Consider the following 26889-nt stretch of genomic DNA (forward strand, 5'->3'; position numbering starts at 1 on the left):
CCCGCCACCGGTGGTACGGGAATCAGCGCTGGATGGCCTTGATTTCGACAAACTCGGCCAGGCCCTCCTCACCCCATTCGCGACCGTTGCCGGACTGCTTGTAGCCACCGAACGGCGCCTGATAATTGAACGCCGCCCCGTTGATGAAGCACTGCCCGGTGCGCAGCTGTCGGGCCAGGCCCAGGGCGCGCTCGGGGCTGGCGGCCCAGACCCCGCTGGACAGGCCGAACGGTGAATCGTTGGCCAGGGCGACGGCCTGGTCTTCGTCGGCATAGGGAATCAGACACAGCACCGGGCCGAAGATTTCCTCCTGGGCGATGCGCATGCGGTTGTCGACATCGGCGAACAGGGTCGGCGCGACATAATGGCCCCGCTCGTACTGCGCCGCACCGCCCCACAGCAGGCGCGCGCCTTCCTGCTCGCCGAGCTGGATGTAGGCCTCCACGGTGTGGCGCTGGGAGGCCGAGCACATCGGCCCGAGAAAACTCCGTGGGTCCTGAGGGTCGCCCATGCACAGGCTCCGCGCCTCTTCCACCGCCAGTTCCAGCGCCTCGGCATAACGCCGGGCCGGCAGCAGCATGCGGGTCAGCGCGGTGCAGGTCTGGCCGGAGTTGATCATCACGTCCTGCACGCCATAACGCACCGCCGCGGCCAGGTCGGCATCCTCGCCGATCAACAGCGGCGACTTGCCGCCCAGCTCCAGGCACACCCGCTTCACCGATGGCGCCGCAGCCTGGGCCACGCGCACCCCGGCGCCGGTGGAGCCGGTGAATGACAGCATGTCGACGTCCGGGTGCCGGGCCAGGGCTTCGCCGACCTTCGAGCCCGGCCCGCTGACCAGGTTGAACACCCCGGGCGGCAGGCTGATGGCCTCGATCATTTCGGCCAGCAGAAAGGCATGCAGCGGCGTTTCCTGGCTCGGCTTGAGCACCACCGTGCAGCCCGCCGCCAAGGCCGGCGCGAGCTTGCCGATCAGTTGATGCAACGGATAATTCCAGGGGTTGATAAAGGCGCAGACGCCCACGGGTTCGCGGACCACCAGCGAGTTGCCGACCTCGCGCACTTCGTCCATCGCCCCGGCGAGTTCGACGTACTGCTCCAACCCGACGATCGGCCCGTCGACCTGCACCGCACGGCACCACTGCACCGGCATGCCCAGCTCGGCGGTGATCAGCGCGGCCATCTCGTCGGCCCGCTGGCGCAACTGCCCGGCCAGCGCCCGGATATAACCGGCACGCACCGCCGACGGCGTTCGCGACCATGGGCCGAAGGCGCGCCGGGCAGCGGCCACAGCGTTATCGACATCGCGTTCGTCGCCCAGGGGCACCGCGCCGACCACCTGCTCGGTGGCCGGGTCGGCGACCTCGGCCCTGCCCTGCCCCGACGGCACGCGCCAGGCCCCATCGATGAACAGTCGGCTGTAATCACGCATCGATCGCGGCCTCCAGCAACTCACGGGCACAGCGGGCGATCCGCTGGCAGGCCTCACGCAGTGGCGCCGCACCCAGGACCAGCCCCAGGCGGATATGCCCGGCGGCACTTGGGCCGAAGGCTTCGCCGGCCAGCACCGACACCCCATGGCGTTCCAGCAGGCGATCGGCGAACGCCTGGGCGCTGAGCCCTGTTTCGCGGATATCGACCATCACGAACATCCCGCCATCGGGTTTCAGCGCGCGCACGCCGGGGCAATCGGCCAGGCATTCACAGACCAGGTCGCGGCGCTGGCGATAGGCTTCACGCATGGCCTCCAGTTCCGGCAAACCGCTGTCCAGGGCGACCACGGCGGCATCCTGGATAAATTCCGGCGAGCCGTAGAGCATGCACAGGGCGAGGTTTTCCAGGTGCGCCGCCAATGCCGGCGGCGCGACCACCCAGCCCAGCCGCCACCCCGTCATGGCATGGGATTTCGACAGGCTGTTGAGGGTCGCCGTACGCTCGGCCATGCCCGCCAGGCTGGCCGGGCTGATGTGCTCGCCGTCGAACAGCAGCTCGCTGTAGACCTCATCGGAAATCAGCCACAGGTCATGCTTGATACACAACTCGGCCAGGGCCTGCCAGGTGCTGCGCGGCAAGCTGGCGCCCGATGGATTGTGCGGGCTGTTCAGGGCCATGGCCCGGGTCCGCGGGGTAATGCGCGCGGCGACGTCTTCGGGCAATACCCGAAAGCTGTTTTCGGAACGCACCGGCACCGGCACCACCACGGCGCCACAGGCACCGAACACCGCTTCATAGGTGACATACATCGGCTCGGCGACCAGCACCTCGTCGCCCGGGTCGAGCAGGCACTGGGCAACGCTGAACAGCGCGCATTGGGCCCCGGCCAGCACCATCACCTGATCGGCGTCGACCTGCTGGCCGCTGCGCTGCCGATGCCGCCGGGCGATGCTTTCGCGCAGGCTGCGCTTGCCCCGCACGTCGGTGTAATGGGTATTGCCGGACAGCAGGCTGTCGATGGCTGCCTGCACGATAGGCGCCGGGGTGTCGAAGTCCGGGTCGCCGACCGACAGCAGCAGGATGTCCTCGCCCTGCTCCTGCCTGGCCAGGGCCCGGTAGTGGATACCCCAGGCGGCGGCGCCGTCACCGGCGATACGTTGAGTCAGATCGGAAAAACGCATGGTAAGAGTCCCCGCAAAAAGCGTTGAGGGTCAGCGCGCACAGGCGTGCTTGAGTTCGATCAGGGTCACGCCGTTGCGGCGAAAGCCGCTGCGCAACTCGTTCTGCAATTGATCCAGGCTCTGCGGCTGGGCCACGGTGCAACCGAAGGCGCGACCCAGCGCGGCGAAATCCGGATTGCGCGGCAACACGCCGATCGGTTCGATATCCAGGCCGAGCATGTCGTCGCGGATCTGCCCCAGCGCATCGTTGTTCCACAGCAGGATCACCAGCGGGCTGTCCAGCTCCTCGACGGCGGTCGCCAGCTCCTGCGCGGTGTAAAGAAAACCGCCGTCGCCGACCAGCACCAGCCCGGGCCGCCGCGGCGCGCCGAACTTGGCGCCGATCCCCGCCGGCAGCCCATAACCCAGGGTGCCGTAGCCGGTCGGGTGCAACCAGCTGCGCGGCGCCCGACTGGCGAACAGGTAGTTGCCGGTGTAGGCCAGCTGGGTCATGTCGCTGCTGACAAAGGCCTGCTCCGGCAGCTCCGCGGCCACCCGTTCGAGAATGGCCTGGTGGATCAGCTGCAGGGGGCCGTGGCCGGCGCGTACCGCCGCCCGCAGCCGCGCCACGGCCTCGATGGCCGCCGTCGCGTCCCGGGGCGTTGGCGCCAGGCGCTGCAACAGGGCCGCGACGGTCTGCCGGGCGTCGCCCTGCAAGGCCAGCGCACAGGGGTAGAAGTCATTGAACTTGCGCGGGTCGATATCCACCCGCAGCAACTCGGCGTTCAGCGGCAGGCGTTCGCGCCAATAGTCGGTGTCGGCCATCTCGGTGCCCACGGCCAGCACCACATCGGCTTCGCCGATCAGTTGCCAGCCCGGCTCGACACACAGGGTCGAGCCGGCGTTCAGCGGCGCATCCGGCGCCAGCAATCCCTTGCCGGCGACACTGCTGAAAAACGGCGCGGCCAGGCGCGTGCTGAGCTGTTGCAGCTCCTGCGCCGCATCGAGCGCGCCGCCACCGGCGATGATCATCGGCCGTCGGGCGGCCTGCAGCTTGGCCGCGGCCTGGTCCAGGGCCTGCGCCGTCGGCACACCGCGGCCCGGGCGACGGCGCACTTCAGCGCTCCAGTCCCGAGCCACCGGCGCGGCCAGCACATCCAGTGGCACCGAGATATGCACCGGCCGTGGGCGCTCGCTGTCGAACACCGCGTAGGCGCGGGCAATCAGCTCGGGCAGGTCCTCGGCACTCAGGGCCACCGCGGAGAACGCAGTGATCGGCGCGGTCATCGCCCGCTGGTCCTGGGTTTCGTGCAGGCAGCCCCAGCCCTTGCCGAGGCTGGCCGTGTGATTGACGCTGGAAATCACCAGCATCGGGATCGAGTCGGCGTAGGCCTGGCCGATGGCGGTCGCGGCATTGGTCACGCCGGGGCCGGTGATGACGAAACACACCCCCGGCTTGCCGCTGACCCGGGCATAACCGTCGGCCATGAAACCCGCGCCCTGCTCGTGACGGGTCAAGACATGGCGGATGCCGCTGCCGGGCAGGCCGCGATACAGCTCCAGCGTGTGCACGCCGGGGATGCCGAATACCGTATCGACACCGTAGTTGGCGAGCAGGCGTACCAGGGCCTGGCCACCGGTCAAGGTAGTGCTGTGCATGTTCATCTCCTCAAGCCTGGCCGAGGCGTATCAACGCATCGACCGCAAGGGTGCCCCGGGCACCGACCAACAATGGGTTCACATCGAGTTCGAGCAACTGCTCGGCGTTTTCGCAGGTGTAGTCCGCCACCGCGCGGATCGCCGCCACCAGCGCGTCGAGGTCCGCCGGCTCGCGCCCGCGAAAGCCCTGCAGCAGCACCGCGCTGCGCAGGCTGAGCACGGCCGCGCGAATGGCGCCATCGGTGGTCGGCAGCAACAGGCTGCGGCTGTCCTGGAGCAGCTCCACCAGCACGCCCCCCGCGCCGATGACCAGCGCCAGGGCAAAATCGTTTTCGCGCTTGATGCCGACAATCAGCTCGGCCAACGGCGCACTGGCCATGGGTTCCAGCAGCACCTGGGCGAACGGCACCTGCGGAGCGCAGGCGGCGATCCGCGCACCCATCTGCTCCAGCGCCCCCTTCAACGCCGCCGGAGAGCCCAGGTTCAGCGCCACGGCACCGACCTCGGTCTTGTGCGGCAACTGCGTGCTGACCGCCTTGAGTACCAGCGGATAACCCAGTTCCTGGGCCGCTTGCAGGGCATCGTCCGGGGTGCTCAAGACCCCGCTGGGGATCGGCAGGCCGAAAACCTGCAAGGCCTGTTTCGATTGCCACTCGTCGAGCAGCCGCCCCCCTGACAAGGAGCCCCCCAAGGCCTGCGGGCACAGTGGCGCCAGCGCCGCCTCGCCGAGGTCCAGCAGGGCCTGGCGGGTCGTTTGATAACGCGCGATGCGCGCCCAGGCCGCCAGGGCGTCCTCCACCCCCTGCAAGGCCGCCACGCCCCGGGTGTGCAAACGCTCACGGGCACTGGCCGGCAGCAGTTCGGGAAAGGCCGAGGTGACAAAACCGCTCTTGCCGTGGCGCTCCAGCGCCGCGCAATAAAGCTCCAGCAGCAGGTCGCACTCCTTGCGCTCGCCGGTGAACTCGGCCGGGTAATCGAGCACCAGCATGGCCGCGTCGGCGTTGCTGCGCAGGGCACTGTCGAGCATACGGCTCAGGGCCTCGGCATCGCCCCAGATCGCGGTGGTGAAATCCAGCGGGTTGACCAGGTTGGCGTAAGCCGGCAACACCTGGGCCAGTTCGGCGCGCTGGCTGTCATCGAACTTGACCAGGCTCACCCCGTTGCGCTCGGCATAGTCGGCGATCAACCCGGCATCGCCACCGGAGCAGGCCAGCGCCACCAGGCTGTCGCCCGCCGGCAGCTTGCCGCAGGCGGCGGCCTTGAGGGTCTCGACAAAACTCACCGGGCCGCTGACGCGGATCACCCCGAGACGGGCGAACAGGCTGTCGTACAGCGCATCGGAACCGGACAGCGAACTGGTGTGACTCAAGGCCAGTTCGGCGCCGATCTGCGACACCCCGGTTTTCAGCGCAATGATCGGAATGCCCTTCTCCAGCGCCTTGTATGCCGCCCTGGCAAAGCCGGGCACGTTTTTCAGGCCCTCCAGGTGCAGGCCGATGGCAGTCACCCGCGGCTCGTCGAGCAGCACGTCCATCAGCTCGGCGATGCCCAGCTGCGCCTGGTTACCCACCGAGGCCATGTAGGCCACCGGCAAGGAGCGGTCGCTCATCGACAGGTTGTAGGCGAAGTTGCCGCTCTGGGTCAGCACCGCCACGCCCTTCTCCACCGGCTGGCCGCCATGGGCCACCGGCCACAGCACCGCGTTGTGCAGATAGTCGAGCAAGCCATAACAGTTGGGGCCCAGCAGGGCCATGTTGCCGGCGGCGTCGAGCAACTGCCGTTGCAGGGTCTGGCCCGCGGCGCCGGTCTCGGCAAAGCCCGAGGCGTAGCAGATCGCCCCGCCCGCGCCCTTGGCCGCCAGCTCGGCGACGCAGGTCAGGGTCAGCTCCCGGTTGGTGGCGACGAACACCGCATCCGGGCCACAGGGCAGCTGAGCCACGCTGGGCACGCAGGGTATGCCTTCGAGGCTGGCATGCTGCGGGTTGACCAGCCACATCTGGCCCTGAAAACCGCCTTCGGCACAGCGCCGCAGCGCCCGGGCCATGCTGCGACCGCCGATAAAGGCCAGGTGGCGCGGCGCGAGCAGACGTTTGAGGTTGTCGCGAAGTATCTGGGTCATGGGCATTCTCCAGGCGGCTCAGCGCAACAGCGGACGCAGCAGTTCGCGGGAAATGATGTGGCGCTGGATCTCCGAAGTGCCCTCCCAGATCCGCTCGATCCGCGCATTGCGCCAGATGCGTTCCACCGGCCCCTCGTCCATCAGGCCCATGCCGCCGAAAATCTGCACCGCTTCGTCGGCCACGCGCCCGAGCACCTCACTGGCGAACAGCTTGGCCATGCCGGCCTCGCCGTCGGTCATGCTGCCCTGGTCCATCTTCCAGGCGGTGTGCAGGGTCAACAGCTCGGCCGCGCGGATCTGCGTGGCCATGTCGGCCAGCTTGAACGACACCCCCTGGTAGCTGCCGATGGGCTGGCCGAACTGTTGGCGATCCGCCGCCCATTGCAGCGAAACATCCAGCGCGCGCTGGGCCTGGCCGACACAGTTGGCCGCCACCATCACGCGGCCGGCGGTGAGCCAGGCGTTGGCCACGTCCCAGCCCTTGCCGACTTCGCCCAGCACCTTGGACGCCGACACGCGGCAGTCGTCGAAGAACATCTCGAAGGTGTGATAACCGCGGTTGCTCACGCATTTGGGCCCGCGGCGAATGGTCAGGCCCGGGGTGCCGCGGTCCACCAGGAACGCAGTCACGGCGTTGCGCTTGCGACCGTTGTGCTCGTAGGTGTCGGTCACGGCGAAGACGATCGCGAAATCGGCGTGGCCGGCGTGGCTGATGAAATGCTTGCTGCCATTGAGGATGAAGTCGTCGCCGTCGCGGACCGCACGGGTCTTGATCGCGTTGGCGTCGGAGCCGGCACCCGGTTCGGTGAGGGCAAAACAATCGATCTTCTCGCCCTGGATGCAGGGCAGCAGGTAGTCGTCGATCTGCTGGCCGGTGCAGGCCATGAGAATCTTCGACGGCCGTGCGACAAACACATGCAGGGCCCAGGAACACTTGGACAACTCGCGCTCGATCAGCACCTGGGACAGATAGTCGAGGCCACCGCCGCCGACTTCCTCGGGCATGTTGAAGGCGTAGAAACCGGCGGCAATCGCCTTGCCGCGAATCTGTGCGGCCAGTTCCGCGGGGACTTCATCGGCGCGGTCCACCGCCTCTTCGTGGGGCAGCAGTTCCTTGGCGACGAAGCTGCGAACCGCATCCACCAACATTTCTTGTTCTTGGCTCAGCTGGAAATTCATGGCGCTACCTGTTGTGCGTTTTTATTGAGGGCCTGTAGGAGCGAGCTTGCTCGCGATGTGGGCGCCGCGCGGTGTCAGGCATGACGCCATCGCGAGCAATCGAGCCTCGACCGGCTGCTCCTACAGGGTCGGGCCTAGCGACCGATAAAGTTCGGCGCGCGTTTTTCCGTAGCGGCGCGCAGGGCCTCGGCGCCATCCGCGCTGCGCCCGCACAGCAGGCCGGCGGCCAGCTCGGCCCGCAGTTGCTCGGGCAGGCTGCGCCCGGCGCCTTCGCGCAGCAGTCGCTTGGTCTGGGCAAAGGCGAAGGTCGGCCCGCTGGCCAGGCGTGCGGCCAGTGCCCCGGCCACACTCGGCAGCTGTTCGTCGGCGCACAGCTCCCCGACCAGTCCGGCCGCCAGGGCACGCTCGGCCCCCCAGGGTTCATCGAGAAACAGCAGGCGCTTGGCCTGTTCGCTGCCGATCAGCCGCGGCAGGTGCCAACTGGCGCCGGCGTCCGGCGAGTACGCCATGCTGGTGTAGCCCGCCTTGAACCGCGCCGATCGGGCCGCGATGCGCAGGTCGCAACACAGGCTCAGGTCCATGCCGGCGCCGACCGCGGTGCCGTTGATCGCGGCGATGGTCGGTTTATCCAGGCCGTATAGACGGCCCATCAGCGCGTGGGCGGTTTCGGTCCAGCCATAACTTTCCAGCGCCCCCCGGGCCTCGGCTTCGGCCCACTCGGCCAGATCGGCGCCCGCGCAGAAACTGCGGCCGCTGCCGGTCAACACCAGCACCCGGACCGCTGGGTCGGCATTGCAGTCATCCAGCAGGCCATGGAGTTTTTGCAGCGTGGGAATGTCCAGCGCATTGCGTTGGTCGGGGCGGTTGAGGGTGATCCAGGCAACGCCTGCTTCGACCTGGCAGAGCAGCGACGATGGAGTAGTCATGTGAGTCCTCGAATTATTGTGTTTGGCGTGAGGTGGGGACGACTTGCCGACGATACTAAACGAGTGTTCAGCAAGGCGACAATCCGCGCTCCAAGGCCTTGTAACAGCCGTAAACAGGCGCTATTTGCTTGTTTTAATTGAGTTATTTTTCTGCTTCGCGGTGTGCGGCCGGCGTGGTGTTACAACTTTGAACAACTGGCTACAGAGGGAGCGGCGGCTGCGCCGCCTGTCGCGAGTAAGCTTCGCTCCTACATGAACGGCGCCTGTCCTTGTAGGAGCGAAGCTTGCTCGCGATAGAATCGAATGCCCGACGCCCACCTTGAGCACCAACGAAAAAACGCGACAGTCACCTGCCGCGTTTTTCGTTGCAGCGGCGGGACCTACACCGGCACGGTTGGTGCCAGCACCATCTGCCGCTTGCGCTGGATCAGGTAGTAAGCGCCGTAGCAGATCGCGATAAAGCCGAAGCCCCAGTACAAGGAAGGTCGCTGGGTCGCGTCCATGGCCAGGAACACGAACAGCGAGCAGCACAGGCCGATGCACAGTATCGGCAGGAGCGGGAACCACGGCGCCCGGTACTTCAGGTCACTGAGCTGGCCGCCGTCGCGCAGGTAGGCGCGGCGGAACTTGTACTGCGCCAGGGCGATGACGATCCAGGTCACGGTGCCGGACATGCCGCTCACGGCCATCAGCACCATGAACAGCGTGTCGGCGGCGATAAAGCTGGTCATCAGCGAGATCAGGGCGAAGCCCAGGGTGATGCTCAGCGCCCGCAGCGGCACGCCGCGCTTGCTCAGCGGCGACAGGCTTTTGGGGGCCATGCCGGTTTTCGACATCGCCCACAGGATCCGCGTCGAAGCGTAGAGGCCCGAGTTGCCGACCGAGAGGATCGCGGTGAGGATCACGAAGTTCATCAGGTCGGCGGCATAAGGAATACCGACCATGTCGAACACCTGGACGAACGGGCTTTCCATCAGCCCCGCCTGCTGCCAGGGCACGATGGCCGACAGCACCACGATCGCCAGCACGTAGAAGATCAGCACGCGGAACACCACGTTGCGCACCGCCCGCGGGATGCTCTTCTCCGGCTGGTCGGTTTCCCCCGCCGCCACGCCCATGATCTCGCAGCCCTGGAAGGCGTAGACCACGGTCATCATCACCGCGAACACCGCCGAGAGGCCGTTGGGAAACAGAGTGTCGCCGATCAGGTTGCTCATCATCGGCGCCGGTGCGCCGCTGGCCAGCGGGATCGCGCCGAAGATCACCAGCACGCCGACCACAATAAAGCCGAGGATCGCCGCCACCTTGATCCCGGAGAACCAGTATTCCGCCTCACCGAAGGCGCGGGTGGCCAGGGCGTTGATGCCGAACAGCACCGCCACGAACAGCGCCGACCAGTACCAGATCGGCACGCCGGGGAACCAGCGCTCCATCAGCATCCCGGCAGCGGTGAACTCCAGGCCCACGGTGGTGGCCCAGCTCATCCAGTACACCCAGCCGATCATGAAGCCGGTGGCCGGACCGATGAACTTCGTGGCGTGGGTCTGGAACGAGCCGGATACCGGCATCTGCACCGACAGCTCGCCGAGGCAGACCATCACCAGGTACATCAGGAAACCGGCCACCAGATACGCCAGGATGGCCCCGACCGGGCCGCCCTGGTTGATGATCACGCCGGAGCCCATGAACAGCCCGGTGCCGATCACCCCGCCCAGCGACAACATGAAAATGTGCCGGCTCTTCAAGGCCCGGGTCAGGTGGATGCCTTTGCGTTCGATAGATTCGCTCATGTCGGCACCTCAGCAGTCAGTGAGGGACGCGACGGCCGACAGGACGTCATGGCGCGGGGAAGGATCAGCTTTACGGCAGTTCATTATTATTATCTCCAATAAGCTTCGAGGACCGCGCCCGGCGCGGTTCAAGCGATTATTGGAAAGCCATGTAAGTTCGCGTTGAACCTAAAGATCAAAGATGTAAAAAGTCGTAAGGATTTTGTACGTCAGGTCTCCAGCAGCGCATCCAGGGTCTGCATGGAGCGTTGCAATTGCTCGCTCACCTGCGGGGCCAGGCGCTGCACCGCCTGCTGATCGTTGCCCAGGGCCGCCGCCTCCAGCGCGCGCATGACCCTGGCCAGGGCACTCAGGCCCAGCGAGTCGCTGCTCCCGGCCAGCCGGTGGGCCAGATGGGCGATTTCAGTACAGTCGTCGGCGGCGATGGCGTCCGTGAGCGTCACCCGGTGCTGGGCCAGCGAATCGCGCAGTACCGTCAGCAGGCCCTTGAGCTTCTCGGTGCCCAGCAAGGTGCGGTGGGTTTCCAGCAACGCCCCGTCCAGCTCTTCATCGGCCTGTGCCGCGGCAGCCAGCGGCGCCTGGCCCGCCAATGCCTGGCGCAGGCTGTGCAGTTTCAGCGGCTTGGCCAGGATGCCTTGCATGCCGGCCTCCAGATAGCTGCGCACCAGGGCCGGCTGGACGCTGGCGGTCAGGGCGAAGATCCGACAGTCGCGATTGGCCCCCGGCGTGCCACGAATGCGCTTGCACAGTTCGACGCCGCTGATGCCTGGCAGGTGCACGTCCAACAGAATCAGGTCGAAACGCCGCTGCTGGCAGAGCGTCAGGGCCTCAGTGCCCTCTTCGGCGAGCCAGACCCGGTGCCCGTCGCTCTCCAGCAGGCCGCTGACCACCTCGCGGTTCAGCGCCATATCCTCGACCACCAGGATCTCCAGCGTCTGCATCGGTGGGCTGGGCGTCGCGACTTCGCTGCCGCCGACGGCAGCCTGCAGCTGCAGCTCGAACCAGAAGCGACTGCCCCGCCCCACTTCGCTGTCGACGCCAATACGGCCGCCAAGCAACTCCACCAGATGCTTGCTGATCGCCAGGCCCAGGCCGGTGCCGCCATAACGCTGCGCGACCTCTTCGCTGGCCTGGGTGAAGCGCTCGAAAATCTTCTCCTGCATCGCCGGAGCGATGCCGATGCCATTGTCGCTGACGCTCAGGCGTAGGCGCTGGCCGCCTTGCTGCGTCGCCTGCGGCACCACCTCGACCGCAACGACAATCTGCCCGGCCGTGGTGAACTTGATCGCGTTGGCCAGCAGGTTGCTCAACACCTGGCGCAAGAACTGCTCGGCGCCGTGCAGGCGCTCGGCCAGTTGCCGATCGATCCGGCTGTGCAGGCTGGTACCGTTGCCCTGTGCCCGCGGTTCCAACAACGTCAGCACTTCGTCGATCAGTTGCCGCACCGAGAAGTCCACCGGCTCCGGATGGCTTTCACCCTCCTCCAGCCGGGCGAAATACAGCACCTCATTGAGGATCGTCAGCAGGCCTTCCCCGGCTTTGTACAGGGCTTCCAGGCGTTTGCCATCGCGCTCGTCGAGGGGGGCGCCACGCAGCAGTTCGGCCATGCCGAGGATGCCGTTGAGCGGCGTGCGCAACTCGTGGCTCATGGTCGCGAGAAACCGCGACTTGGCGAGGTTGGCCGCTTCGGCCTCGTCCTTGGCGCGCATCAGGCTGGCGGTGCGCCGCTCGACCATTTTCTGCAGCTCGTCGCGCTTGTCCTGCAAGGCCAGGCGATCGACTTCGCGGCGGTCGATATCGCTGAGGATCGCCCGGCGCATGTCATCCAGGGCATGGGCCACGGTATCGATTTCGTCTTCGCCGCCGCGGCGGCTCTTGTCCAGGCGCAGCGGCTCGTGCCAATCGCCGGCGGCGACGCGCCGGGCGAACCCGGCCATCACTTGCAGGTGACGGGTCACCAGTCGGTAGAACAACCCCGACAACGCTACCGCCAGGCCGCAGAGAAACACGCTCATCCACAACAGGCTGGTCAGCCCGGTGGCGTACAGGCGCCGATGCACGGCGCCCAGGTCGGTGCTGACTTCCAGCTGGCCCAGGTGCCGCGAGCCACCGCTGGGTGGCTGGTAATCCAATTCGAAACGCTCGATGCGCAGCGGCCCGGTCGGCTCGGGATTGCCCTGCACGAGGTCGAAGTCCGGACTGCGCAGGTGCACCCGGGCCACGTCGGAGAAGTCCACCAGGCCACGCAACTGCACATTCAGTTGCTCCTGGTTCAAGTCCCACAGGCTGCGCTCCAGGCTGGCCAGGTAACCGGCGCGGATCAGCGCCATGCGCGAATCGATGTCGCGCATTTCCCGGCGGTACTCGAAATACAGCTGCACGGTGCTGGCGAGCACGGTGAAACACAGGCTGAACAGCAGGATGAACAGCAGCAGACGCCGCAGCAGACCACCGGGGCGAGCGCTGATCATCGGGCACCCGCCGGTAGCTTGAGCATGTCGCGATAGGTGGCCTCGCTTTCATTCAGCCAGCGTTCGATCTCGCCGGCATCGACCATGCGCTGCAGCTGCGCATCGATTTCCGGCATGCGCCGGGCCAGCGGGGAGCGCCGTGAGACTGCGATCCGCAGGTAATCGACGCTCAAGGCCGCGGGCAAGGCCACGATGTCTTCGGCCCCTGGCAGGCGCTCGACGAACAACTGCCCGGTGCGCCGTTCCTGGGTGATGAAGTCGATACGGCCGCGAATCAGCTTGCCAAAATTCTGCTGGCTGTCGGACACCCATTCGATATTGCGGTGCCGGGCGACAAAGCGGTCGAACTCCAGGCCGTAGCTTTCGCCGAACAGCAAGCCGCCGCGGTAACCGGCCAGGTCTTCGAGGCGCTCGAAGCGCACCGGATGGCGGCGATTGACGAACACCGCGACCTCTTCGCGCAGCACCGGCACTTTGGAAAAACGCATGCTCTGCTCGCGTTGCGCGGTGCTGTAGGCCAGGATCACGTCGACCTGCCCTTCGGCGGCGTCCAGCAGGCAGCGCTGCCAGTTGCCGAGCACCACGATCTCGACTTCGTAGCCCAGTTGCCCGAACAACTGCTTGACCACATTCGGTGCCAGGCCGCGCACCTGCCTGCCGTCGCTCCAGGACACCGGCGGATACACCGGGTAGTCGCAGTAACGGATGCGCTCGGCGGCCAGGGTGCCGAGCGGCGCCAGCAGCATCAGCAGCGCCAGCCATCGCCCCAGGGCATTCATGCCGCCACACTGGCAGTGAACAGATACCCGGCGCCGTGGATGGTGATGATCAGTTGCGGTTCGGCCGGATCGTCATGCAGCTTGCGGCGCAGGCGACCGACCAGCACATCGATGGAGCGATCGTTGGGCACCCACTCGCGGTTGCGGATCTGGTCCATCAACTGGTCGCGGCTCAGGGTATGCCCACTGTTGCGCAGGAACACACTGAGCAACTGATATTCGCCCTGGGTCAGCAGGGTTTCGCCGCCGGCCTGATCGATCAGGCGCCGGCGATCGGTGTCCAGGGCCCAGGCGGCGAACTGTTTGACCGGGCGCGCAATCGCCGGCTCGGGCTTGCACGCCTGGGCATGGCGCACCCGACGCACCAGGTTTTTCGCCCGGGACACCAGTTCGCGCGGGTTGAGGGGTTTGATCACGTAGTCATCGGCACCGCATTCCAGGCCCACGATGCGGTCGATCTCGTCGTTGCGCCCGGTGATCAGGATGATCCCCACTTCCGAACGCACCCGCAGCTCCCGGGTCAGGGTCAGGCCGTCCTTGCCCGGCAAGCGGATATCCAGCATCACCAGATCGACCACGTGGGAGGCCAGGAAGGTTTCGGCCAGCTCCGCCGTCTCGGCGCAGTGCACTTCGTAACCTTCCTGGGAGAGATAGGCATGCAGCAGTTCGCGAATCAGCGGATCGTCGTCGACGATCAGTACCCGAGGAGTCATCGCTTGTTGTCCTGGACCTGCCCGAAGGCGCGTTTCTTATTAGAGTTTTACCGCATCAGCGCCCAGAGGTTAGCCACTGCTGAACGATCGATCAACAGCCCTCCGTCTATCGCCGGAATCGCCGCCGGGCACCGGCCTGCAAACCGTCGACCCAAGCCTCGCAGATCTGTATGCCCTGGTTCGGGGTGAACGTCCCGGGATTGAGCCCCGACTCCAGCCAGAGCCCATCGAGCAAGGCGCTGAGGCTGATCGCGGCGAGGTCGGCATCGAAGGCTTCCCAGCCCTCCTCCGCGGCCAGGTCGCCGAGCACCCTGCTCAGCTCGTTGCGGTACTCGCCATAGGAGTGTTCGTGGGCCTGATTGATCGCCTCGGCGGTCTTGACCGCGCCCCAGAACGCCAGCCAGGCGTCGAGCAACTGCGGGTCGAGCAACTCGGCCGAGAACGACCCCCGAAAGAACGCCGACAAGCGCTCCCGGGCACTCGGCGCGGCCTGGGCCATGGCCTCGCGCAACAGCTGCATGACCCGTCCGGTCACCGCCAGATAGGCCTCGGCCACCAGTTCGTCCTTGCCCGAATAATGATGGCTGATCAGCCCTACCGACACCCCGGCCTCGGCACAGATCCGCCGTATCGAAGCGCCCTGGAACCCATGGCGCTTGAGGCAGACCAGGGTGGCCTCGATCAGATTGGCCTTGCGCAGTTCCGGCTCCATCCGGGAAAAACGGGCTTCCTGACTCATCGGGGGCAATCTCCTTTGGGCAATCGATGGGGGCGGCGCTGAACGACTGTACAGCAAGAACCCTGGCCGCCTCCAGCAATCGCCACGACTGGCCCCGGGCGCTTACTTGCTGGCCCAGGCGTTGAAACGCTCTTCGAGCTCCTCGCCATGATCGACCCAGAACGCCACGTCCATCGCCAGCGCGCCCTTGAGGTTCTGCGGCGCGGTGGGCACCCAACGCGACAGGTCGGGATCGAGCCGGGCGGCCGCCTCGGTGTTGGTCGGCCCGTAGGGAATCTGCTCGACGTACTTGAGCTGGGCCTCGGGCCGGTTGGCAAAGGCGATGAAACGCTTGGCCTGGTCGACATGCCTGGAGCCCTTGATGATCGCCCAGTAATCCATGCCGTACAGGCTGCCGGGCCAGACCAGCCCCAGGTGGCTACCGGCCTGGGCCGCCTGCGCGACGCGGCCGCTGTAGGTCGAGGTCATCACCACATCGCCGGCCGCCAGCCACTGGGCCGGCTGCGCCCCGGCCTCCCACCACTGGATATGGGGCTTGAGCTGGTCGAGCTTGGCGAAGGCGCGATCGACACCCTGCGGCGTATTCAGTTGCGCATACACATCCTCGACTTTCACCCCGTCCGCCAGCAGCGCGAACTCCAGGTTGTACACCGCGCGCTTGCGCAAGCCGCGCTTGCCGGGAAACTTCGCCACGTCCCAGAAGTCCGCCCACGAAGCCGGCCCCTTGGCCAGCTTGTCCGTGTCATAGGCGATGGCCACGCTCCACACCAGGGCCGCCGAACCGCAGGCTTGCGCCGCGTCGGCAATCAGCTGGTCGGCGCGCCCCAGGACCTGCCAGTCCAATGGCTCGTACATACCCTCCTCACAACCGCGCATCAGGTCCGGGCCTTCGATCTGCACCAGGTCCCAATCGACATTGCCAGTGTCGACCATGACCTTGATCCGGGCCATTTCGCCGTTGTACTCGCTCTGGATCAGCTTGCTCTGGTCGATGGCGCTGAACGGCTGGAAGAACGCCACGTCCTGGGCCTTTTGCCCGGCGCCGCCGTAACCGACCACCACCATTTCCGGCGCCGCCTGGGCACAGCCCAGGCCTGCGGCTAGGGACAGCAACAAGGGGGAGAACACATGCTTGAGCGTATTGGATTTCATCGCGGGTTCCTCGTGCAGGTACCGCGCGGGCAAGGTGCCGACGCAGCCCTTTTTTATTGTTGTGAGGTTCGCCCCAGGGGTGGGCGCAGGTCGAAGCTACTGCAAAGCGCAGTAAAAAAACAAGTTGATTTTTTACTTTGGGTAAACTTCTATAGCGAAAACAATAACGCCGAACCTCTTGGCCGCGGCCCGCTGGAGCACCTGCATGTCGATCTCAAGCCCTGCTTTCGCCCATCTTTTCGAGCCATTGCAGCTGCGTGGCAAGCGTCTGAAGAACCGCATCATGTCCAGTGGTCACGACACCTCGATGCCCACCGACAATCTTGTCAACGAACGGCTGATCGCCTATCACCGGGCACGGGCCGAAGGCGGTGTCGGGCTGATAGTGCTGCAGGTGGCCGGAGTCCACGACAGTGCGCGCTACACCTCCCATGTGCTGATGGCCACCGACGACGCCTGCATCGACGGCTATCGGCAGCTCGCGCAGACCTGTCATGCCCACGGCACCCTGGTGCTGTCGCAGATCTTTCACCCCGGGCGGGAAATCATGGAGTCCAGCGACGGCCTGCTGGCGGTCGCCTATGCCCCTTCGGCGGTGCCCAACGAACGCTTCAGGGTCATGCCCCGGGCCCTGGACCAGAGCATGATCGACGAGATAATCGGCGGTTACGCAGCGGCTGCGCGTCGCCTGCACCAGGCAGGGCTGGATGGCGTGGAAGTGGTCGCCAGCCATGGTTATCTGCCGGCGCAGTTCCTCAACCCGCGGGTCAACCGGCGCAGTGACGAATACAACGGTGACCTGCAGCAGCGCCTGCGCTTTCTGCGCGAGGTCATCGCGGCGGTCCGGGCCAGTACCGACGAACAGTTCATCATCGGCCTGCGCATCAGCGCCGACGAGCGCGACCCCGAAGGCCTGACCGAGGACGAGTCCCTGGCGGCCGTGCAAGCCATGCAAGCGCAACTGGACTACGTGCATATAGTCGCCGGCACCTCGGCGTCCCTCGGCGGCGCCGTGCACATCGTGCCGCCGATGGCCATCGAGGCCGCCTACCTGGCCAAGGAAGCCGGAACCTTCAAGGCCAGCCTGAAGATTCCGCTGTTCGTCACCGGACGCATCAACCAGCCCCAGGAAGCCGAACTGATCCTCGCCCGCGGCCAGGCGGATGTGTGCGGCATGACCCGCGCGCTGATCTGCGATCCACAGATGCCGAACAAGACCGAGGCCGGGCGCGCCGAAGACGTGCGCGCCTGTATCGCCTGCAACCAGGCGTGCATCGGGCACTTTCACAAGGGGCTGCCGATCTCCTGTATCCAGCACCCGGAAACCGGCCGCGAACTGCTGTTCGGCGCCCTGCGCCCAGCCCTCAAGCCGCGCCGAGTGATGATCGCCGGCGGCGGCCCGGCCGGGATGAAAGCCGCGGCGGTGGCCGCGCAGCGTGGGCATGAGGTGACCCTGTATGAGGCCAGCGCGCAATTGGGTGGCCAGGTGCTGCTGGCGCAACTGCTGCCGCGCCGCAGCGAATTCGGCGGCGCCAGCACCAACCTGCAGCGGGAGATGGAACTGGCCGGCGTGCGCGTGGTGCGCAACACCCGCGTCGACCGCGCCCTGGTGGAGCGCGAGCGGCCGGACGTGGTGATCATCGCCACCGGGGCCGAGCCTTATTGGCCGGCCTTCGAGCGCGGCGGTGAATTACAGGTGGTGGATGCCTGGCAGGTGCTGCGCGATGAGGTGCAACTCGGGCGCTCGGTGGTGGTGGTCGATTGGCGCTGCGACTGGATCGGCCCGGGCATCGCCGAACGCCTGACCCGCGCCGGGCATCAGGTGCAGTTGGCGGTCAACGGCACCCACTGCGGGGAAAACCTGCCGCTCTACGTGCGCGACCAACTGGCGGGGGAACTGCATCGGCTGGGCATTGCCATCACGCCCTATGCCCGGCTCTACGGTTGCGACGACAACACCGTCTACCTGCAACACACCGCCAGCGGCGAACCGATGCTGCTGGAGAACGTCGACAGCCTGGTGCTCTGCCAGGGCCATCAGCCGCTGGACAGCCTGGCCGCCGAGCTGCAAGGGCTGGTGGAGTTCCAGCGCATCGGCGACTGCCTGGCGCCGCGCACCGCCGAGGAAGCGATTTATGAAGGATTGAAGGTCGCCTGGCAGCTTTGAGCCTGTTTATACTCCGAGGCCTTCAGGCGGGCGCAGCGACGCGCCCCCTCTTCCCGGTTCGGAACACGCCATGAGCAACAGCAGCACGACGCCGCCTGCCAGCAGCGCACCCACGCCAGCGAGCGGCGCGGCAGCGCCACACTTTCTCGGGACGCGGATTCGCGGCCTGCGCAAGCGCCGCGGCATGACCCTGGCCACCCTGGCCCAGATGAGCGAACTGACGGCCGGCTATATCAGCCAGCTGGAACGCAACCTGGCCTACCCGTCCATTCCCGCGCTGTTCAATATCGCCCGCAGCCTGGGCGTGACCATCCAGTGGTTCTTCGCCAGCGAAGCCAGCACCGCGCCTGAAGACAGCGGCTATGTGGTGCGCAAGAACAGCCGCCTGAGCGTGCATTACGAAGACGGTATCGTCGACCAGTTGCTGAGCCCGCAGCCCAACCGCCAGCTGGAAATCCTCCACTCGCGTTTTCCGCCCGGCACCTACAGCCAGCAAAGCTACAGCCATGAGGGCGAAGAAGCCGGTTATCTGCTGTCCGGGAGCTTCGAGCTGTGGGTCGGCGAGCGTTACTTCCAGCTCAACGAAGGCGACAGCTTCAGCTTCTCCAGCCAGGAACCCCACCGTTATGGCAATCCCGGCGAGGTCGATGCCCTGGTGATCTGGGTGATTACCCCGCCGACTTTCTAAACCCCAGCCTTTAGCCTTGGGCGTCAAACCCGTCATGGAAACGGACTTCGCCCCGAGGGCTGCTGCCGTCGAAGGACAACGCCTGGAAGTATTCGGCTGGCACACCTGGCAGCAGCAACCCGTCCCGGGCCTTGAAGCCGAAGCGGCCGTAGTAGCCGGGGTCGCCCAGCACCACGCACCCCGCGGCGCCCAGGGCCTGGAGTTCCTCCAGCAATTGGCGGATCAGTAACGAGCCGATGCCCTGCCCCTGATACGCCGGCAGCACCGAGACCGGCGCCAGGCCATACCAGGCGCTTTCGCCCTGGCTCAGGGTCACCGGCGACATGGACGCATGGCCGATCACCACGCCCTCGCGCTCGGCGACCAGCGATAGGGTGAGGACGCCCGCCTCGCGCAGGGCGTTGACGATGTAGTGCTCGGTATGGCTCGAGTGTTCCTCGGTAAGGAAGGCTTCGCGGGTCACGGCTGCGATGGCCGGGATGTCGGCGGGACGTTCACTTCTGATCTGAATAGTCATTGGGCCTCGTTGAAATAGGCAGAGGTTCGACACTCCGCGAGGGGTGCAAGAGCGGCAAGTCTGGCGGTTGTTCGACGCCCCGGCAAATCCCGGCGCCAGACCCAGGCTCGCCAAGGCGCTGCCCGGCCTGTCGGCATTCGGTCATTTTTATCGGTTGTAATGCCCTTTGACGTCCGCCCCACTCACAGGAAGAGCACGATGAGACTCGCGTCCTACAACGTTGAAAACCTGTTCAACCGCGCCAAGGCCATGAACCTGGAAGGCTGGGCCGAGGGCAAGCCGGTGCTGGAGCGTTTCGCCCGGCTCAACCAGCTGCTGGGCGAGCCCATCTACACGGACCAGGACAAGGCGCAGATGGTCAAGCTACTGACCGAGCTGGGGCTGAGCAAGTCGGACAAAGGTCCCTTCGTGATCCTGCGGCAGAACCGCGGCAGCCTGGTCAAGCGGCCCAAGGCCGGCGGCCTGGAGATTGTCGCCAATGGGCGCACCGAGTGGGTCGGCTCGCTGGAGCTGATCGACGCCCCGGTGGACCTGAAAGCCATGCGCAATACCGCGCGGGTGATGATCGACCTGCAAGCCGATGTGCTGGCGGTGGTCGAGGCGGAAAGCCGCCCGGCCCTGCGCGACTTCAATACGGAAATCATCGGCGCCCTGGGCGGCCCGCTGTACCGGCATGTGATGCTGATCGACGGCAACGATACGCGGGGCATCGACGTCGGCCTGATGACCGCCGAGGGCTACCCCATCGGCCAGTTGCGCAGCCATGTCGACGACACCGCGGCCAACGGCGAGCTGATCTTTTCCCGCGATTGCGCGCAGTTCCAGATCCCGCTGCCTAGCGGTAAACGGCTGATTGTCCTGGTCAACCACCTCAAGAGCAAAGGCTTCGGCAGCCTCGCCGCTTCGGCGAAAAAGCGCCTGGCCCAGGCCGAGCGGATCAAGCTTATCTACCAGGAACTGGTGGCCCAGGGCGAGGCCTATATCGCGGTGGTCGGCGACTTCAACGACACCCCGGACAGCGCGCCGCTGGAGCCCTTGCTCAAGGGCACCGACCTGAAGGATGCCTTTGTCCATCCGGCCTTCGATGACGGCGGTTACCCCGGCACCTTCGACACCTGCAAAGCGGCGAACAAGATCGACTACCTGCTGCTGTCGCCCGCGCTGTTCGCCACCGTCACCGCCGGCGGCGTATGGCGCAAGGGCATGTGGCCGGGCAGCAAGCCCAAACGCTGGGACGTCTACCCGCAGCTGGACAAGAAGGAAAACGCCGGCTCGGATCACGCGGCGGTGTGGGTCGACCTGGACCTGTGAGCCGAACAGGCCCCGCTCCTGAGCGGGGCCTGAGGCGCGGCCTGGTCAGCCCTTGACGGTGGCGCTGGCGGCCTCGTGGATAAAGGCCGCGACCTCCGCCGCCCGCGAGGCCAGCGAGGCATGGGAGCTGGCCAGGGTGAGGGTCTTCCGGGGGTTGAGCCGGTCGGCCATCATTTGCTGGTTGCGCGGATGGATCATGCGGTCGTCGCTGGAGATCTGGTACCAGGACGGCTTGTTCTTCCAGGCCGGCGCGCTGATGGTATCGCCGAAGGTGCTGGCCAGCGGCGCCTTCTGGGTCACCGCCATGACCAGCGCTTCGTCGGCGCCCAGGTCCTGGCAGAAACTTTCATGGAAGGCCTGCGGCTTGAGCCACAGGTAGCCATCGCTGTCGGGCTCGAGGTTGGCCGCCGCCGCGGGCAGTTGCTGCTGGGTGATGGAACCCGGGCTTTCCCCCGCATCCGGGGCAAAGGCGGCGATGTACACCAGCCCGACCACGTTGGGCTGGTCGCCCACTTCGGTAATCACCGCGCCGCCGTAGGAATGCCCCACCAGCAACACTGGGCCATCGACCTGGGCAATCATCCTGCGGGTGCGCTCGACGTCATCGGCCAGCGACGTCAAGGGCATTTCCACCGCGCGGATCGCGCTGTAACCCTTGCGCGTCAGCTCGATGATCACCTTGCTCCAATGGGCCGCATCGCCCCAAAAACCGTGCACCAACACAATCGTAGGCTGATCACTCATGAGCTTGAATCCTCTGTCTGGATAAAGACCGCTCGCCGCTGGCGGCGGTACTGCCGGCCCGGGGCACTGCTGGGAAGGTCGCTCGTCGGGCAACAAGGCAGGAGACGCCCTCCCCCGTGCTGGCTTATGCTCGGGCGCGCTCATTATCGAAGGGGACGGTGCCGACCGACCATGACCGAGAAGCCGAAGACTGTGCAGAGACACCTGACCCCACCCGCTTCGCCATCCGACCTCAGGCACCCGGCCGCCGATGTGTTTTTCGAAGTGTTCAGCCTGGCCCGGATGCGTGGCGAGCTGCTGGGCGAGACGCTCCTGCAACCCGGCCAGGTGCTGCAGCGGGCGGCGGGCAGCGCCTGTTTCCATGTGATCCAGGATGCCGGCTGCCAGCTCAGGCTCAACGGCAATGACGAAACCACCCACCTGGTGCCCGGGGACATCCTGTTCGTGCCCCACGGCCAAGCTCATCAACTGCACAGCGCTGCCGATGCCAGCCCGGACCTGCCGGCGCGCATCACCAGCGGGGTCTTTCAGTTCGAGGGCGGGTGCGGCCAGGCCTTGATCCAGGGCTTGCCCGGGGTGCTGCAAGTCAGCTGCCAGGGCGAGGACCCGAACGACCTGATCGGCTCCCGTGAATGGCTGTCGCTGACGGTGGCGGCGATGCAGAAGGAAGTGCAGAACCCCTCCATCGGCAGCCGCATCATGCTCTCGCGGATCATCGACTTGATGTTTATCTGGGCCGTGCGCCATTGGCTGGCCCACGCCCCGCAAGGCATCAGCGGCTGGATCGCCGCCCTGCGCGACCCGTTGATCGGCCAGGCGCTGGCGCTGCTGCATGCCGAACCGGGCGCGGCGTGGAGCGTCGAGCGCCTGGCCGGCCTGGTCAACCAGTCGCGCTCCAACCTGGCGCAACGTTTCACCCACCTGGTGGGCCAATCGCCGATGCGTTACCTGATGCACTGGCGCATGCAACTGGCCGGTCAGCGCTTGCAGACCTCCAGCCTGCGCATTTCGCAGATCGCCGAACAGCTGGGTTATGAATCCGAGGCCGCCTTCAGCCGCGCCTTTCGCCGTGAGTTCGGGGTCGCTCCCAGCGAATACCGTTCACTGGGTTGAGCGGATTTGCTGCCATCTGCTGGATGCGGGTTTCAACCCCGCCCTTTCAACGCGTCGAACAACGCCGCCGAGGCGTTGTACAGCGGCACCCGGCCCTTGAGCAGGATCTGCGCGCTACGCCGGTAGGCGGCCGCGTCGATGCGGATCGAACCGCCCTCCTCGCGCGCGGTAATCAAGGTGTCCAGCACCCCTGCCGGGTTTTCGATCGACACCGGGTATTCCGCCGTGGTGGCGCTCAGCGACTTGGGCGTCTTGAGCAGTTCATGGGCCACGGTGCCTTGCGCCAGACAGGCGGCGGCCAGGCAGCAGCCACCGGAGACGGCCAGCGAGGGATGGGCATTCTGCGGGGTGAAATAACGGGTATTGATATCGCCCGCGCCCTGGGCCGGGCTGACGATGCAGATCTTCGGCAGGGTTTCGCTGCGCTGCAACTCCTCGGCGCTCATCAGGGCGCCGCTGCGGTTGCGCAATTGCATACGCAGGCCGCCCTGCACCATCAGGCTGATCAGCCGCGCCTTGAATTCGCCATCGGCGTCCAGCTGCGCCGGGGTTTCCAGGCCGGTCTTGCCCAGGTCCGCGGCCTGGACGATGACCATCGGCACCGCCACATCGAGGCAGGTGGCGCGCACGCCGTCGAGCAGGTCGATGCGCTGCCCGGTGGGAAACAGCTGGCCGGTCTTGGCCCCCACCGGGTCGCTGAGAAACAGGTCGACCCCGGGGAACACCCCGTTGACCCCGGGAATGCGCGTATCGCTCAGCAGGCGACCGTCCCGGAACGCCAGGCGCGCAAGCATGGTGGTCTGGGTGTTGCTGTTGAAGATCTCGATCTGCGCGCTGTCCTCGTCCGGGCTCAGCCAGCCACGCTCCAGGGCGTACAAGGGCAAGGCCGCCGACATGTTGCCGCAATTGACGCTCCAGTCGATCGCGCTTTTACCCGCCGCCAGCTGCGCCAGGGTACTGACCAGACGCGACTCGCCGGGCCGCCGCTCGGCAATGAACACCTTGTTGCTGGTAGGCCCGCCACGGCCCAGCCCGGTGATCTGGTTATTGCCCGGCAGGTCGCCACTCAGCGGCACACCCATCAAGTGCCGCAGCAACTCCTCGACCAACGCCGGGTCCTCGGGCAGGGTCTCGCGAGCCAGGATCAGACCGGTGGACGTACCACCGCGCGCATGCCAGACCGGAAATTCAAGGATGCCGGCGCGGATTTCGGGAAGGTCCAGTTCAAAAGACATGATCGGGCTCGCAACGATGGACGACAGGCAGGGATCATAAACCGCTGCCCGCGCGAGCGCAGCTTTCCAGGTTCAAGGCCGCGCGCGCCCTGGAGGGCAGCCAGGCAGATGAATGAACTTGAACTAGTATGGATTGCGTAAGGCCCGTGCCATCGGACAGTCAGATGGCCGTGGCCGATCAAGGTGCTTCATAAGCGGTTGCGTGCGAGCTGAAGGCTTCCGGGAGGCGAATCATGCTCGATCAGATTGCGCTGGGCATTCTTATCTTCGCCGGGATAGTCCTGTTCTACGGAATCATCGTCCTGCACGATATTCCCTACGAAATTGCCGTCCATCGGAACCATCCACACCAGGACGCGATTCACGCGGCCGGCTGGGTCAGCCTGTTTACCCTCCATGCCCTGTGGCCGTTCCTGTGGATCTGGGCCATGTTGTACCGCGAGGATCGGGGTTGGGGGTTCGCCACCGGCAAGCCGCAGAGCGAACAGGGCCTGGCGCAAGAGCTGGCCGAGCTGCGCCAGCGGGTCGAGCGACTGGAGGGACAATCCCAAGCCGGGGCCCGCCCGGAAAGGAAGATGTGACCCATGGACCTGTTACTGATCCTGACCTACAGCGCCATCTGCGTGGCCATCTTCAAGATCTTCCGTATCCCGCTGAACAAATGGACGGTGCCCACCGCCGTGCTAGGCGGCGTGGTGTTGATCGGCGCGCTGATTTTCCTGATGAACTACAACCACCCCTATTCGGAAGTGGCGCGCTCCTACTTCGTCTCGGTGCCGGTGATCCCGGTGGTCACCGGCAAGGTGATCGAGGTGCCGGTGCAAGGCAATAAGATGCTGGAGCCCGGCGATGTGCTGTTTCGCATCGACCCCGAGCCGTTCGAAAACCGGCTCAAGTCCCTCAAGGCCCAGCAGGTGGCGGCGCGGGGCGACCTGTACCGGATCAACGAGTTGATCAAGCGCAACTTCGGCACCCGCCGCGAGCAGGAAGCCGCGATTGCCCAGGTGGACGACCTGCAGGCACAGATCGACAACGCCCAGTTCGAACTGGACAACACCGTGGTCCGCGCCCCGAGCAAAGGTTTCGTCACCCATGTGTCGCTGCGTCCGGGGATGATGGCAAGCAAGCTGCCGCTGCGCCCGTCGATGGTGTTCGTTCCGGACGAGGGCCAGTATTTCGCGGCCTGGATGCGCCAGAACAGCCTGCTGCGCCTGGTCCCGGGGGACGAAGCGGAAGTGGCATTCGACGGTATCCCCGGCAAGGTATTCAAGGGCCGGGTCAAGAATGTCATCACGGTGATCGGCGAAGGACAGATACAGCCTTCCGGCACCCTGATCAGCTACACCGGCTCACCGCCACCGGGGCGGGTGCCGGTGGTCATCGAAATCACCGACCCGGACTACCTGCCCTACGCCAAACTCATGCCCGGTGGCGCCTATGGCCAGGCGGCGCTCTATAGCCAGCACTTCCACCATGTGGCGATCATGCGCAAGATCCTCCTGCGCATGGCGGCCTGGATGAACTACATCTTCCCGTTCCATTGATGGGCTGGGATCGGGGCTGATACCTGGTGCGTTGCGAGTCCAGCTTGATTTCACTGCTGGTTGAGTGGCTGCTTTCGCCTGTTGGCCTCGACAGAAAAAGCGGGTGGGCCGCTTGTTTCCATTCTCTCTATACTCGCTGCCCAGGATGAGAGTTAGAGCGCAAATGATGCCCGTCACACCTGATAAAAGTTCCCAGGTCATTTTGGTCCCGGCTCGACAAAGCGACTTGGACAATCTTGTAGCCATTCGAATCGAGGCCATGCGCGAAAGCCTGGAGCGGGTTGGGCGATTTGATCCAGTGCGCGCACGCGAACGCTTTCTTAGCGGCTTTGAGGCCCGTAATACCCGCTACATCGAGGTATCTGGAGAGAGGGTTGGTTTTGTCGTGGTCAAGCACCGGCACACTGAATTCTTGCTCGACCACTTGTATGTGAGACCGAGCACGCAGGGATCAGGGATAGGCTCTGCTGTTCTCGCTCAGATTTTCAAAGAGGCGGATATGGCTGGGCTCCCGATTAGAGTGGGTGCTCTCAAAGAAAGCGCTTCGAATCGTTTTTATACCCGCCATGGTTTCCAATTCATCGAAAGCGGTGAGTTCGACAATTACTATGTTCGTCAGTGCGTTCCGGCGGCTGGCCCAGCTTGCTAGCGGGACGTCATGTACCTCGACGTAGGTTCTTACCCACTCTGGACTCAAAGCGGGCATCCACCACTGCGTGCCTTGTCTCTGCCTGGGGAGCAAGCGACCGTACTGGTTTCCCTGCTCACCCAATGCGAACATGCCGTTCGATATACCAAGACAACAGGGAGGCTTCACCCATGAGCGCTACTTCTTCGCTCTGGTTTTTTGTCGTGCCATTCGCGATTGCGGCAGCAATCCCCGGCCCCGCTCAGGGAGCCCTGCTAGGGCAAGTGGTGTCACGCGGCGCAAGGGCTACGCTGCCCTTCATCGCAGGCATGGTGCTGGGCAATGCTGTCTGGCTGGTGGTCGCCACCCTCGGCCTTGCGGCACTGGCGCTGCAGTTCGAGCAGGTGTTCATTGCCGTGAAATGGCTCGGTGTCGCCTTTATTCTGTTCATCGCATGGAACTTGTGGTCGAAGAACACCGAGCATCTTCAAGACCCTCCAAAGCGCTCGGCAAGCCGAGGTCTGCTTGCAGGCGCTGTGCTGACGCTGAGCAATCCAAAAGCGGTCGTATTTTTCGGTGCAGTGTTGCCTCACGCATTCGATCTGACGGCGCTGTCCTGGCCAGAAGTCATCCTTATTACCGCGCTCGGCATTGGCATCGATCTCACCGTCCAATTGGCGTACCTCGTTACTGCATCACGTATCAAGAACGCCATACGATCTCCGAAGGCAATGAAGCGTCTGAACAGAACCTCAGCTGGGGTAATGACGGGCTGTGCGGGCTGGATGGCCGTTTCGCGCTGATGGCCTCTGCAGCAAGGC

At 65.5% G+C, this 26889-nt stretch carries 23 protein-coding genes; 8 read left to right on the forward strand and 15 right to left on the reverse strand.

The features are described from left to right. Positions 1–22 precede the first annotated feature (22 nt). The 12 genes from J4D52_RS09645 to J4D52_RS09700 all read right to left on the reverse strand — a co-directional run bounded on the left by J4D52_RS09645 (position 23) and on the right by J4D52_RS09700 (position 16121). Positions 23–1432 (reverse strand): aldehyde dehydrogenase family protein, encoded by a 1410-nt coding sequence (locus J4D52_RS09645; protein WP_102676478.1) that lies wholly within the window; start codon positions 1430–1432, stop codon positions 23–25. Next, the gene (locus tag J4D52_RS09650; RefSeq protein WP_102676479.1) at positions 1425–2615 is read right to left on the reverse strand and encodes a pyridoxal phosphate-dependent aminotransferase; all 1191 of its coding nucleotides are present in this window, start codon (positions 2613–2615) and stop codon (positions 1425–1427) included. Before J4D52_RS09650 ends, J4D52_RS09645 begins: the two co-directional genes overlap by 8 nt. 30 nt (positions 2616–2645) lie before the next feature. Next, entirely contained in the window at positions 2646–4253 is a 1608-nt protein-coding gene (locus J4D52_RS09655) for a 5-guanidino-2-oxopentanoate decarboxylase (RefSeq protein ID WP_102676480.1), read from the reverse strand. A gap of 10 nt (positions 4254–4263) precedes the next feature. Continuing rightward, positions 4264–6363 carry an acetate--CoA ligase family protein gene (locus J4D52_RS09660; RefSeq protein WP_173678531.1) on the reverse strand — a complete coding sequence of 700 codons (2100 nt, stop codon included), beginning with the start codon at positions 6361–6363 and terminating at the stop codon, positions 4264–4266. Positions 6364–6390: 27 nt separating this feature from the next. Beyond that, positions 6391–7551: an acyl-CoA dehydrogenase family protein gene (locus tag J4D52_RS09665; RefSeq protein ID WP_102676482.1), complete on the reverse strand. Its 1161-nt coding sequence runs from the start codon at positions 7549–7551 to the stop codon at positions 6391–6393. 134 nt (positions 7552–7685) lie between these two features. Then, complete coding sequence (locus tag J4D52_RS09670) at positions 7686–8477, reverse strand: enoyl-CoA hydratase/isomerase family protein (protein WP_102676483.1); 792 nt, start codon at positions 8475–8477, stop codon at positions 7686–7688. 380 nt (positions 8478–8857) lie between these two features. Then, positions 8858–10267, reverse strand: a complete 1410-nt coding sequence (locus J4D52_RS09675) for an amino acid permease (protein WP_025809294.1) — start codon at positions 10265–10267, stop codon at positions 8858–8860. Between the two features lie 209 nt (positions 10268–10476). Beyond that, positions 10477–12738 (reverse strand): ATP-binding protein, encoded by a 2262-nt coding sequence (locus tag J4D52_RS09680; protein WP_102676484.1) that lies wholly within the window; start codon positions 12736–12738, stop codon positions 10477–10479. After that, complete coding sequence (locus J4D52_RS09685) at positions 12735–13508, reverse strand: substrate-binding periplasmic protein (RefSeq protein WP_371860283.1); 774 nt, start codon at positions 13506–13508, stop codon at positions 12735–12737. Before J4D52_RS09685 ends, J4D52_RS09680 begins: the two co-directional genes overlap by 4 nt. A 5-nt stretch (positions 13509–13513) precedes the next feature. Continuing rightward, the gene (locus tag J4D52_RS09690) at positions 13514–14230 is read right to left on the reverse strand and encodes a response regulator (RefSeq protein ID WP_053278786.1); all 717 of its coding nucleotides are present in this window, start codon (positions 14228–14230) and stop codon (positions 13514–13516) included. Between the two features lie 106 nt (positions 14231–14336). After that, complete coding sequence (locus J4D52_RS09695; protein WP_102676485.1) at positions 14337–14969, reverse strand: TetR family transcriptional regulator C-terminal domain-containing protein; 633 nt, start codon at positions 14967–14969, stop codon at positions 14337–14339. Positions 14970–15071: 102 nt separating this feature from the next. Beyond that, positions 15072–16121 carry an ABC transporter substrate-binding protein gene (locus tag J4D52_RS09700; RefSeq protein ID WP_102676486.1) on the reverse strand — a complete coding sequence of 350 codons (1050 nt, stop codon included), beginning with the start codon at positions 16119–16121 and terminating at the stop codon, positions 15072–15074. Between the two features lie 205 nt (positions 16122–16326). On the opposite strand from J4D52_RS09700, the gene J4D52_RS09705 reads away from it, so the two are divergent. Next, complete coding sequence (locus J4D52_RS09705; protein WP_102676487.1) at positions 16327–18288, forward strand: FAD-dependent oxidoreductase; 1962 nt, start codon at positions 16327–16329, stop codon at positions 18286–18288. Between the two features lie 70 nt (positions 18289–18358). Next, positions 18359–18976, forward strand: a complete 618-nt coding sequence (locus tag J4D52_RS09710) for a cupin domain-containing protein (RefSeq protein ID WP_025809300.1) — start codon at positions 18359–18361, stop codon at positions 18974–18976. Between the two features lie 10 nt (positions 18977–18986). Here the strand turns inward: J4D52_RS09710 and J4D52_RS09715 are convergent, their stop codons facing one another. After that, positions 18987–19493, reverse strand: a complete 507-nt coding sequence (locus J4D52_RS09715; protein ID WP_102676488.1) for a GNAT family N-acetyltransferase — start codon at positions 19491–19493, stop codon at positions 18987–18989. Positions 19494–19691: 198 nt separating this feature from the next. Between J4D52_RS09715 and J4D52_RS09720 the strand changes: the two genes are divergently transcribed. Next, complete coding sequence (locus J4D52_RS09720) at positions 19692–20804, forward strand: endonuclease/exonuclease/phosphatase family protein (RefSeq protein ID WP_102676489.1); 1113 nt, start codon at positions 19692–19694, stop codon at positions 20802–20804. Positions 20805–20849: 45 nt separating this feature from the next. Here the strand turns inward: J4D52_RS09720 and J4D52_RS09725 are convergent, their stop codons facing one another. Next, on the reverse strand, positions 20850–21548 hold the full coding sequence (locus J4D52_RS09725; RefSeq protein ID WP_102676490.1) for an alpha/beta hydrolase: 699 nt from the start codon (positions 21546–21548) through the stop codon (positions 20850–20852). 171 nt (positions 21549–21719) lie between these two features. On the opposite strand from J4D52_RS09725, the gene J4D52_RS09730 reads away from it, so the two are divergent. Beyond that, the gene (locus J4D52_RS09730) at positions 21720–22661 is read left to right on the forward strand and encodes an AraC family transcriptional regulator (RefSeq protein WP_102676491.1); all 942 of its coding nucleotides are present in this window, start codon (positions 21720–21722) and stop codon (positions 22659–22661) included. Between the two features lie 32 nt (positions 22662–22693). Here the strand turns inward: J4D52_RS09730 and J4D52_RS09735 are convergent, their stop codons facing one another. After that, positions 22694–23896 (reverse strand): PrpF domain-containing protein, encoded by a 1203-nt coding sequence (locus tag J4D52_RS09735; RefSeq protein WP_102676492.1) that lies wholly within the window; start codon positions 23894–23896, stop codon positions 22694–22696. Positions 23897–24129: 233 nt separating this feature from the next. Between J4D52_RS09735 and J4D52_RS09740 the strand changes: the two genes are divergently transcribed. The 4 genes from J4D52_RS09740 to J4D52_RS09755 all read left to right on the forward strand — a co-directional run bounded on the left by J4D52_RS09740 (position 24130) and on the right by J4D52_RS09755 (position 26871). Beyond that, positions 24130–24477, forward strand: coding sequence for a DUF3302 domain-containing protein (locus J4D52_RS09740; RefSeq protein WP_102676493.1), 348 nt, complete (start codon positions 24130–24132; stop codon positions 24475–24477). 3 nt (positions 24478–24480) lie between these two features. Continuing rightward, a complete protein-coding gene (locus J4D52_RS09745; RefSeq protein ID WP_063430147.1) occupies positions 24481–25440 on the forward strand; it encodes an HlyD family secretion protein in 960 nt (319 codons plus the stop codon). A 166-nt stretch (positions 25441–25606) separates the two neighbouring features. Beyond that, positions 25607–26089, forward strand: a complete 483-nt coding sequence (locus J4D52_RS09750) for a GNAT family N-acetyltransferase (protein ID WP_102676559.1) — start codon at positions 25607–25609, stop codon at positions 26087–26089. Between the two features lie 170 nt (positions 26090–26259). Then, positions 26260–26871, forward strand: a complete 612-nt coding sequence (locus J4D52_RS09755) for a LysE family translocator (RefSeq protein ID WP_102676494.1) — start codon at positions 26260–26262, stop codon at positions 26869–26871. Positions 26872–26889: the final 18 nt, after the last annotated feature.

Origin of the sequence: Pseudomonas sp. GW460-12-10-14-TSB1, from assembly GCF_017349775.1 — a bacterium.
GTDB lineage: Bacteria > Pseudomonadota > Gammaproteobacteria > Pseudomonadales > Pseudomonadaceae > Aquipseudomonas > Aquipseudomonas piscium.

What these genes read in the sequence shown, in the direction of transcription:
- J4D52_RS09680 (WP_102676484.1), bottom strand. Translation starts at nt 12,738, where the DNA reads ATGATCAGCGCTCGCCCCGGTGGTCTGCTGCGGCGTCTGCTGCTGTTC.
- J4D52_RS09730 (WP_102676491.1), top strand. Translation starts at nt 21,720, where the DNA reads ATGACCGAGAAGCCGAAGACTGTGCAGAGACACCTGACCCCACCCGCT.
- J4D52_RS09695 (WP_102676485.1), bottom strand. Translation starts at nt 14,969, where the DNA reads ATGAGTCAGGAAGCCCGTTTTTCCCGGATGGAGCCGGAACTGCGCAAG.
- J4D52_RS09670 (WP_102676483.1), bottom strand. Translation starts at nt 8,477, where the DNA reads ATGACTACTCCATCGTCGCTGCTCTGCCAGGTCGAAGCAGGCGTTGCC.
- J4D52_RS09655 (WP_102676480.1), bottom strand. Translation starts at nt 4,253, where the DNA reads ATGCACAGCACTACCTTGACCGGTGGCCAGGCCCTGGTACGCCTGCTC.
- J4D52_RS09725 (WP_102676490.1), bottom strand. Translation starts at nt 21,548, where the DNA reads ATGAGTGATCAGCCTACGATTGTGTTGGTGCACGGTTTTTGGGGCGAT.
- J4D52_RS09710 (WP_025809300.1), top strand. Translation starts at nt 18,359, where the DNA reads ATGAGCAACAGCAGCACGACGCCGCCTGCCAGCAGCGCACCCACGCCA.
- J4D52_RS09665 (WP_102676482.1), bottom strand. Translation starts at nt 7,551, where the DNA reads ATGAATTTCCAGCTGAGCCAAGAACAAGAAATGTTGGTGGATGCGGTT.
- J4D52_RS09705 (WP_102676487.1), top strand. Translation starts at nt 16,327, where the DNA reads ATGTCGATCTCAAGCCCTGCTTTCGCCCATCTTTTCGAGCCATTGCAG.
- J4D52_RS09740 (WP_102676493.1), top strand. Translation starts at nt 24,130, where the DNA reads ATGCTCGATCAGATTGCGCTGGGCATTCTTATCTTCGCCGGGATAGTC.
- J4D52_RS09750 (WP_102676559.1), top strand. Translation starts at nt 25,607, where the DNA reads ATGCCCGTCACACCTGATAAAAGTTCCCAGGTCATTTTGGTCCCGGCT.
- J4D52_RS09675 (WP_025809294.1), bottom strand. Translation starts at nt 10,267, where the DNA reads ATGAGCGAATCTATCGAACGCAAAGGCATCCACCTGACCCGGGCCTTG.
- J4D52_RS09650 (WP_102676479.1), bottom strand. Translation starts at nt 2,615, where the DNA reads ATGCGTTTTTCCGATCTGACTCAACGTATCGCCGGTGACGGCGCCGCC.
- J4D52_RS09745 (WP_063430147.1), top strand. Translation starts at nt 24,481, where the DNA reads ATGGACCTGTTACTGATCCTGACCTACAGCGCCATCTGCGTGGCCATC.
- J4D52_RS09690 (WP_053278786.1), bottom strand. Translation starts at nt 14,230, where the DNA reads ATGACTCCTCGGGTACTGATCGTCGACGACGATCCGCTGATTCGCGAA.
- J4D52_RS09645 (WP_102676478.1), bottom strand. Translation starts at nt 1,432, where the DNA reads ATGCGTGATTACAGCCGACTGTTCATCGATGGGGCCTGGCGCGTGCCG.
- J4D52_RS09720 (WP_102676489.1), top strand. Translation starts at nt 19,692, where the DNA reads ATGAGACTCGCGTCCTACAACGTTGAAAACCTGTTCAACCGCGCCAAG.
- J4D52_RS09755 (WP_102676494.1), top strand. Translation starts at nt 26,260, where the DNA reads ATGAGCGCTACTTCTTCGCTCTGGTTTTTTGTCGTGCCATTCGCGATT.
- J4D52_RS09735 (WP_102676492.1), bottom strand. Translation starts at nt 23,896, where the DNA reads ATGTCTTTTGAACTGGACCTTCCCGAAATCCGCGCCGGCATCCTTGAA.
- J4D52_RS09700 (WP_102676486.1), bottom strand. Translation starts at nt 16,121, where the DNA reads ATGAAATCCAATACGCTCAAGCATGTGTTCTCCCCCTTGTTGCTGTCC.
- J4D52_RS09715 (WP_102676488.1), bottom strand. Translation starts at nt 19,493, where the DNA reads ATGACTATTCAGATCAGAAGTGAACGTCCCGCCGACATCCCGGCCATC.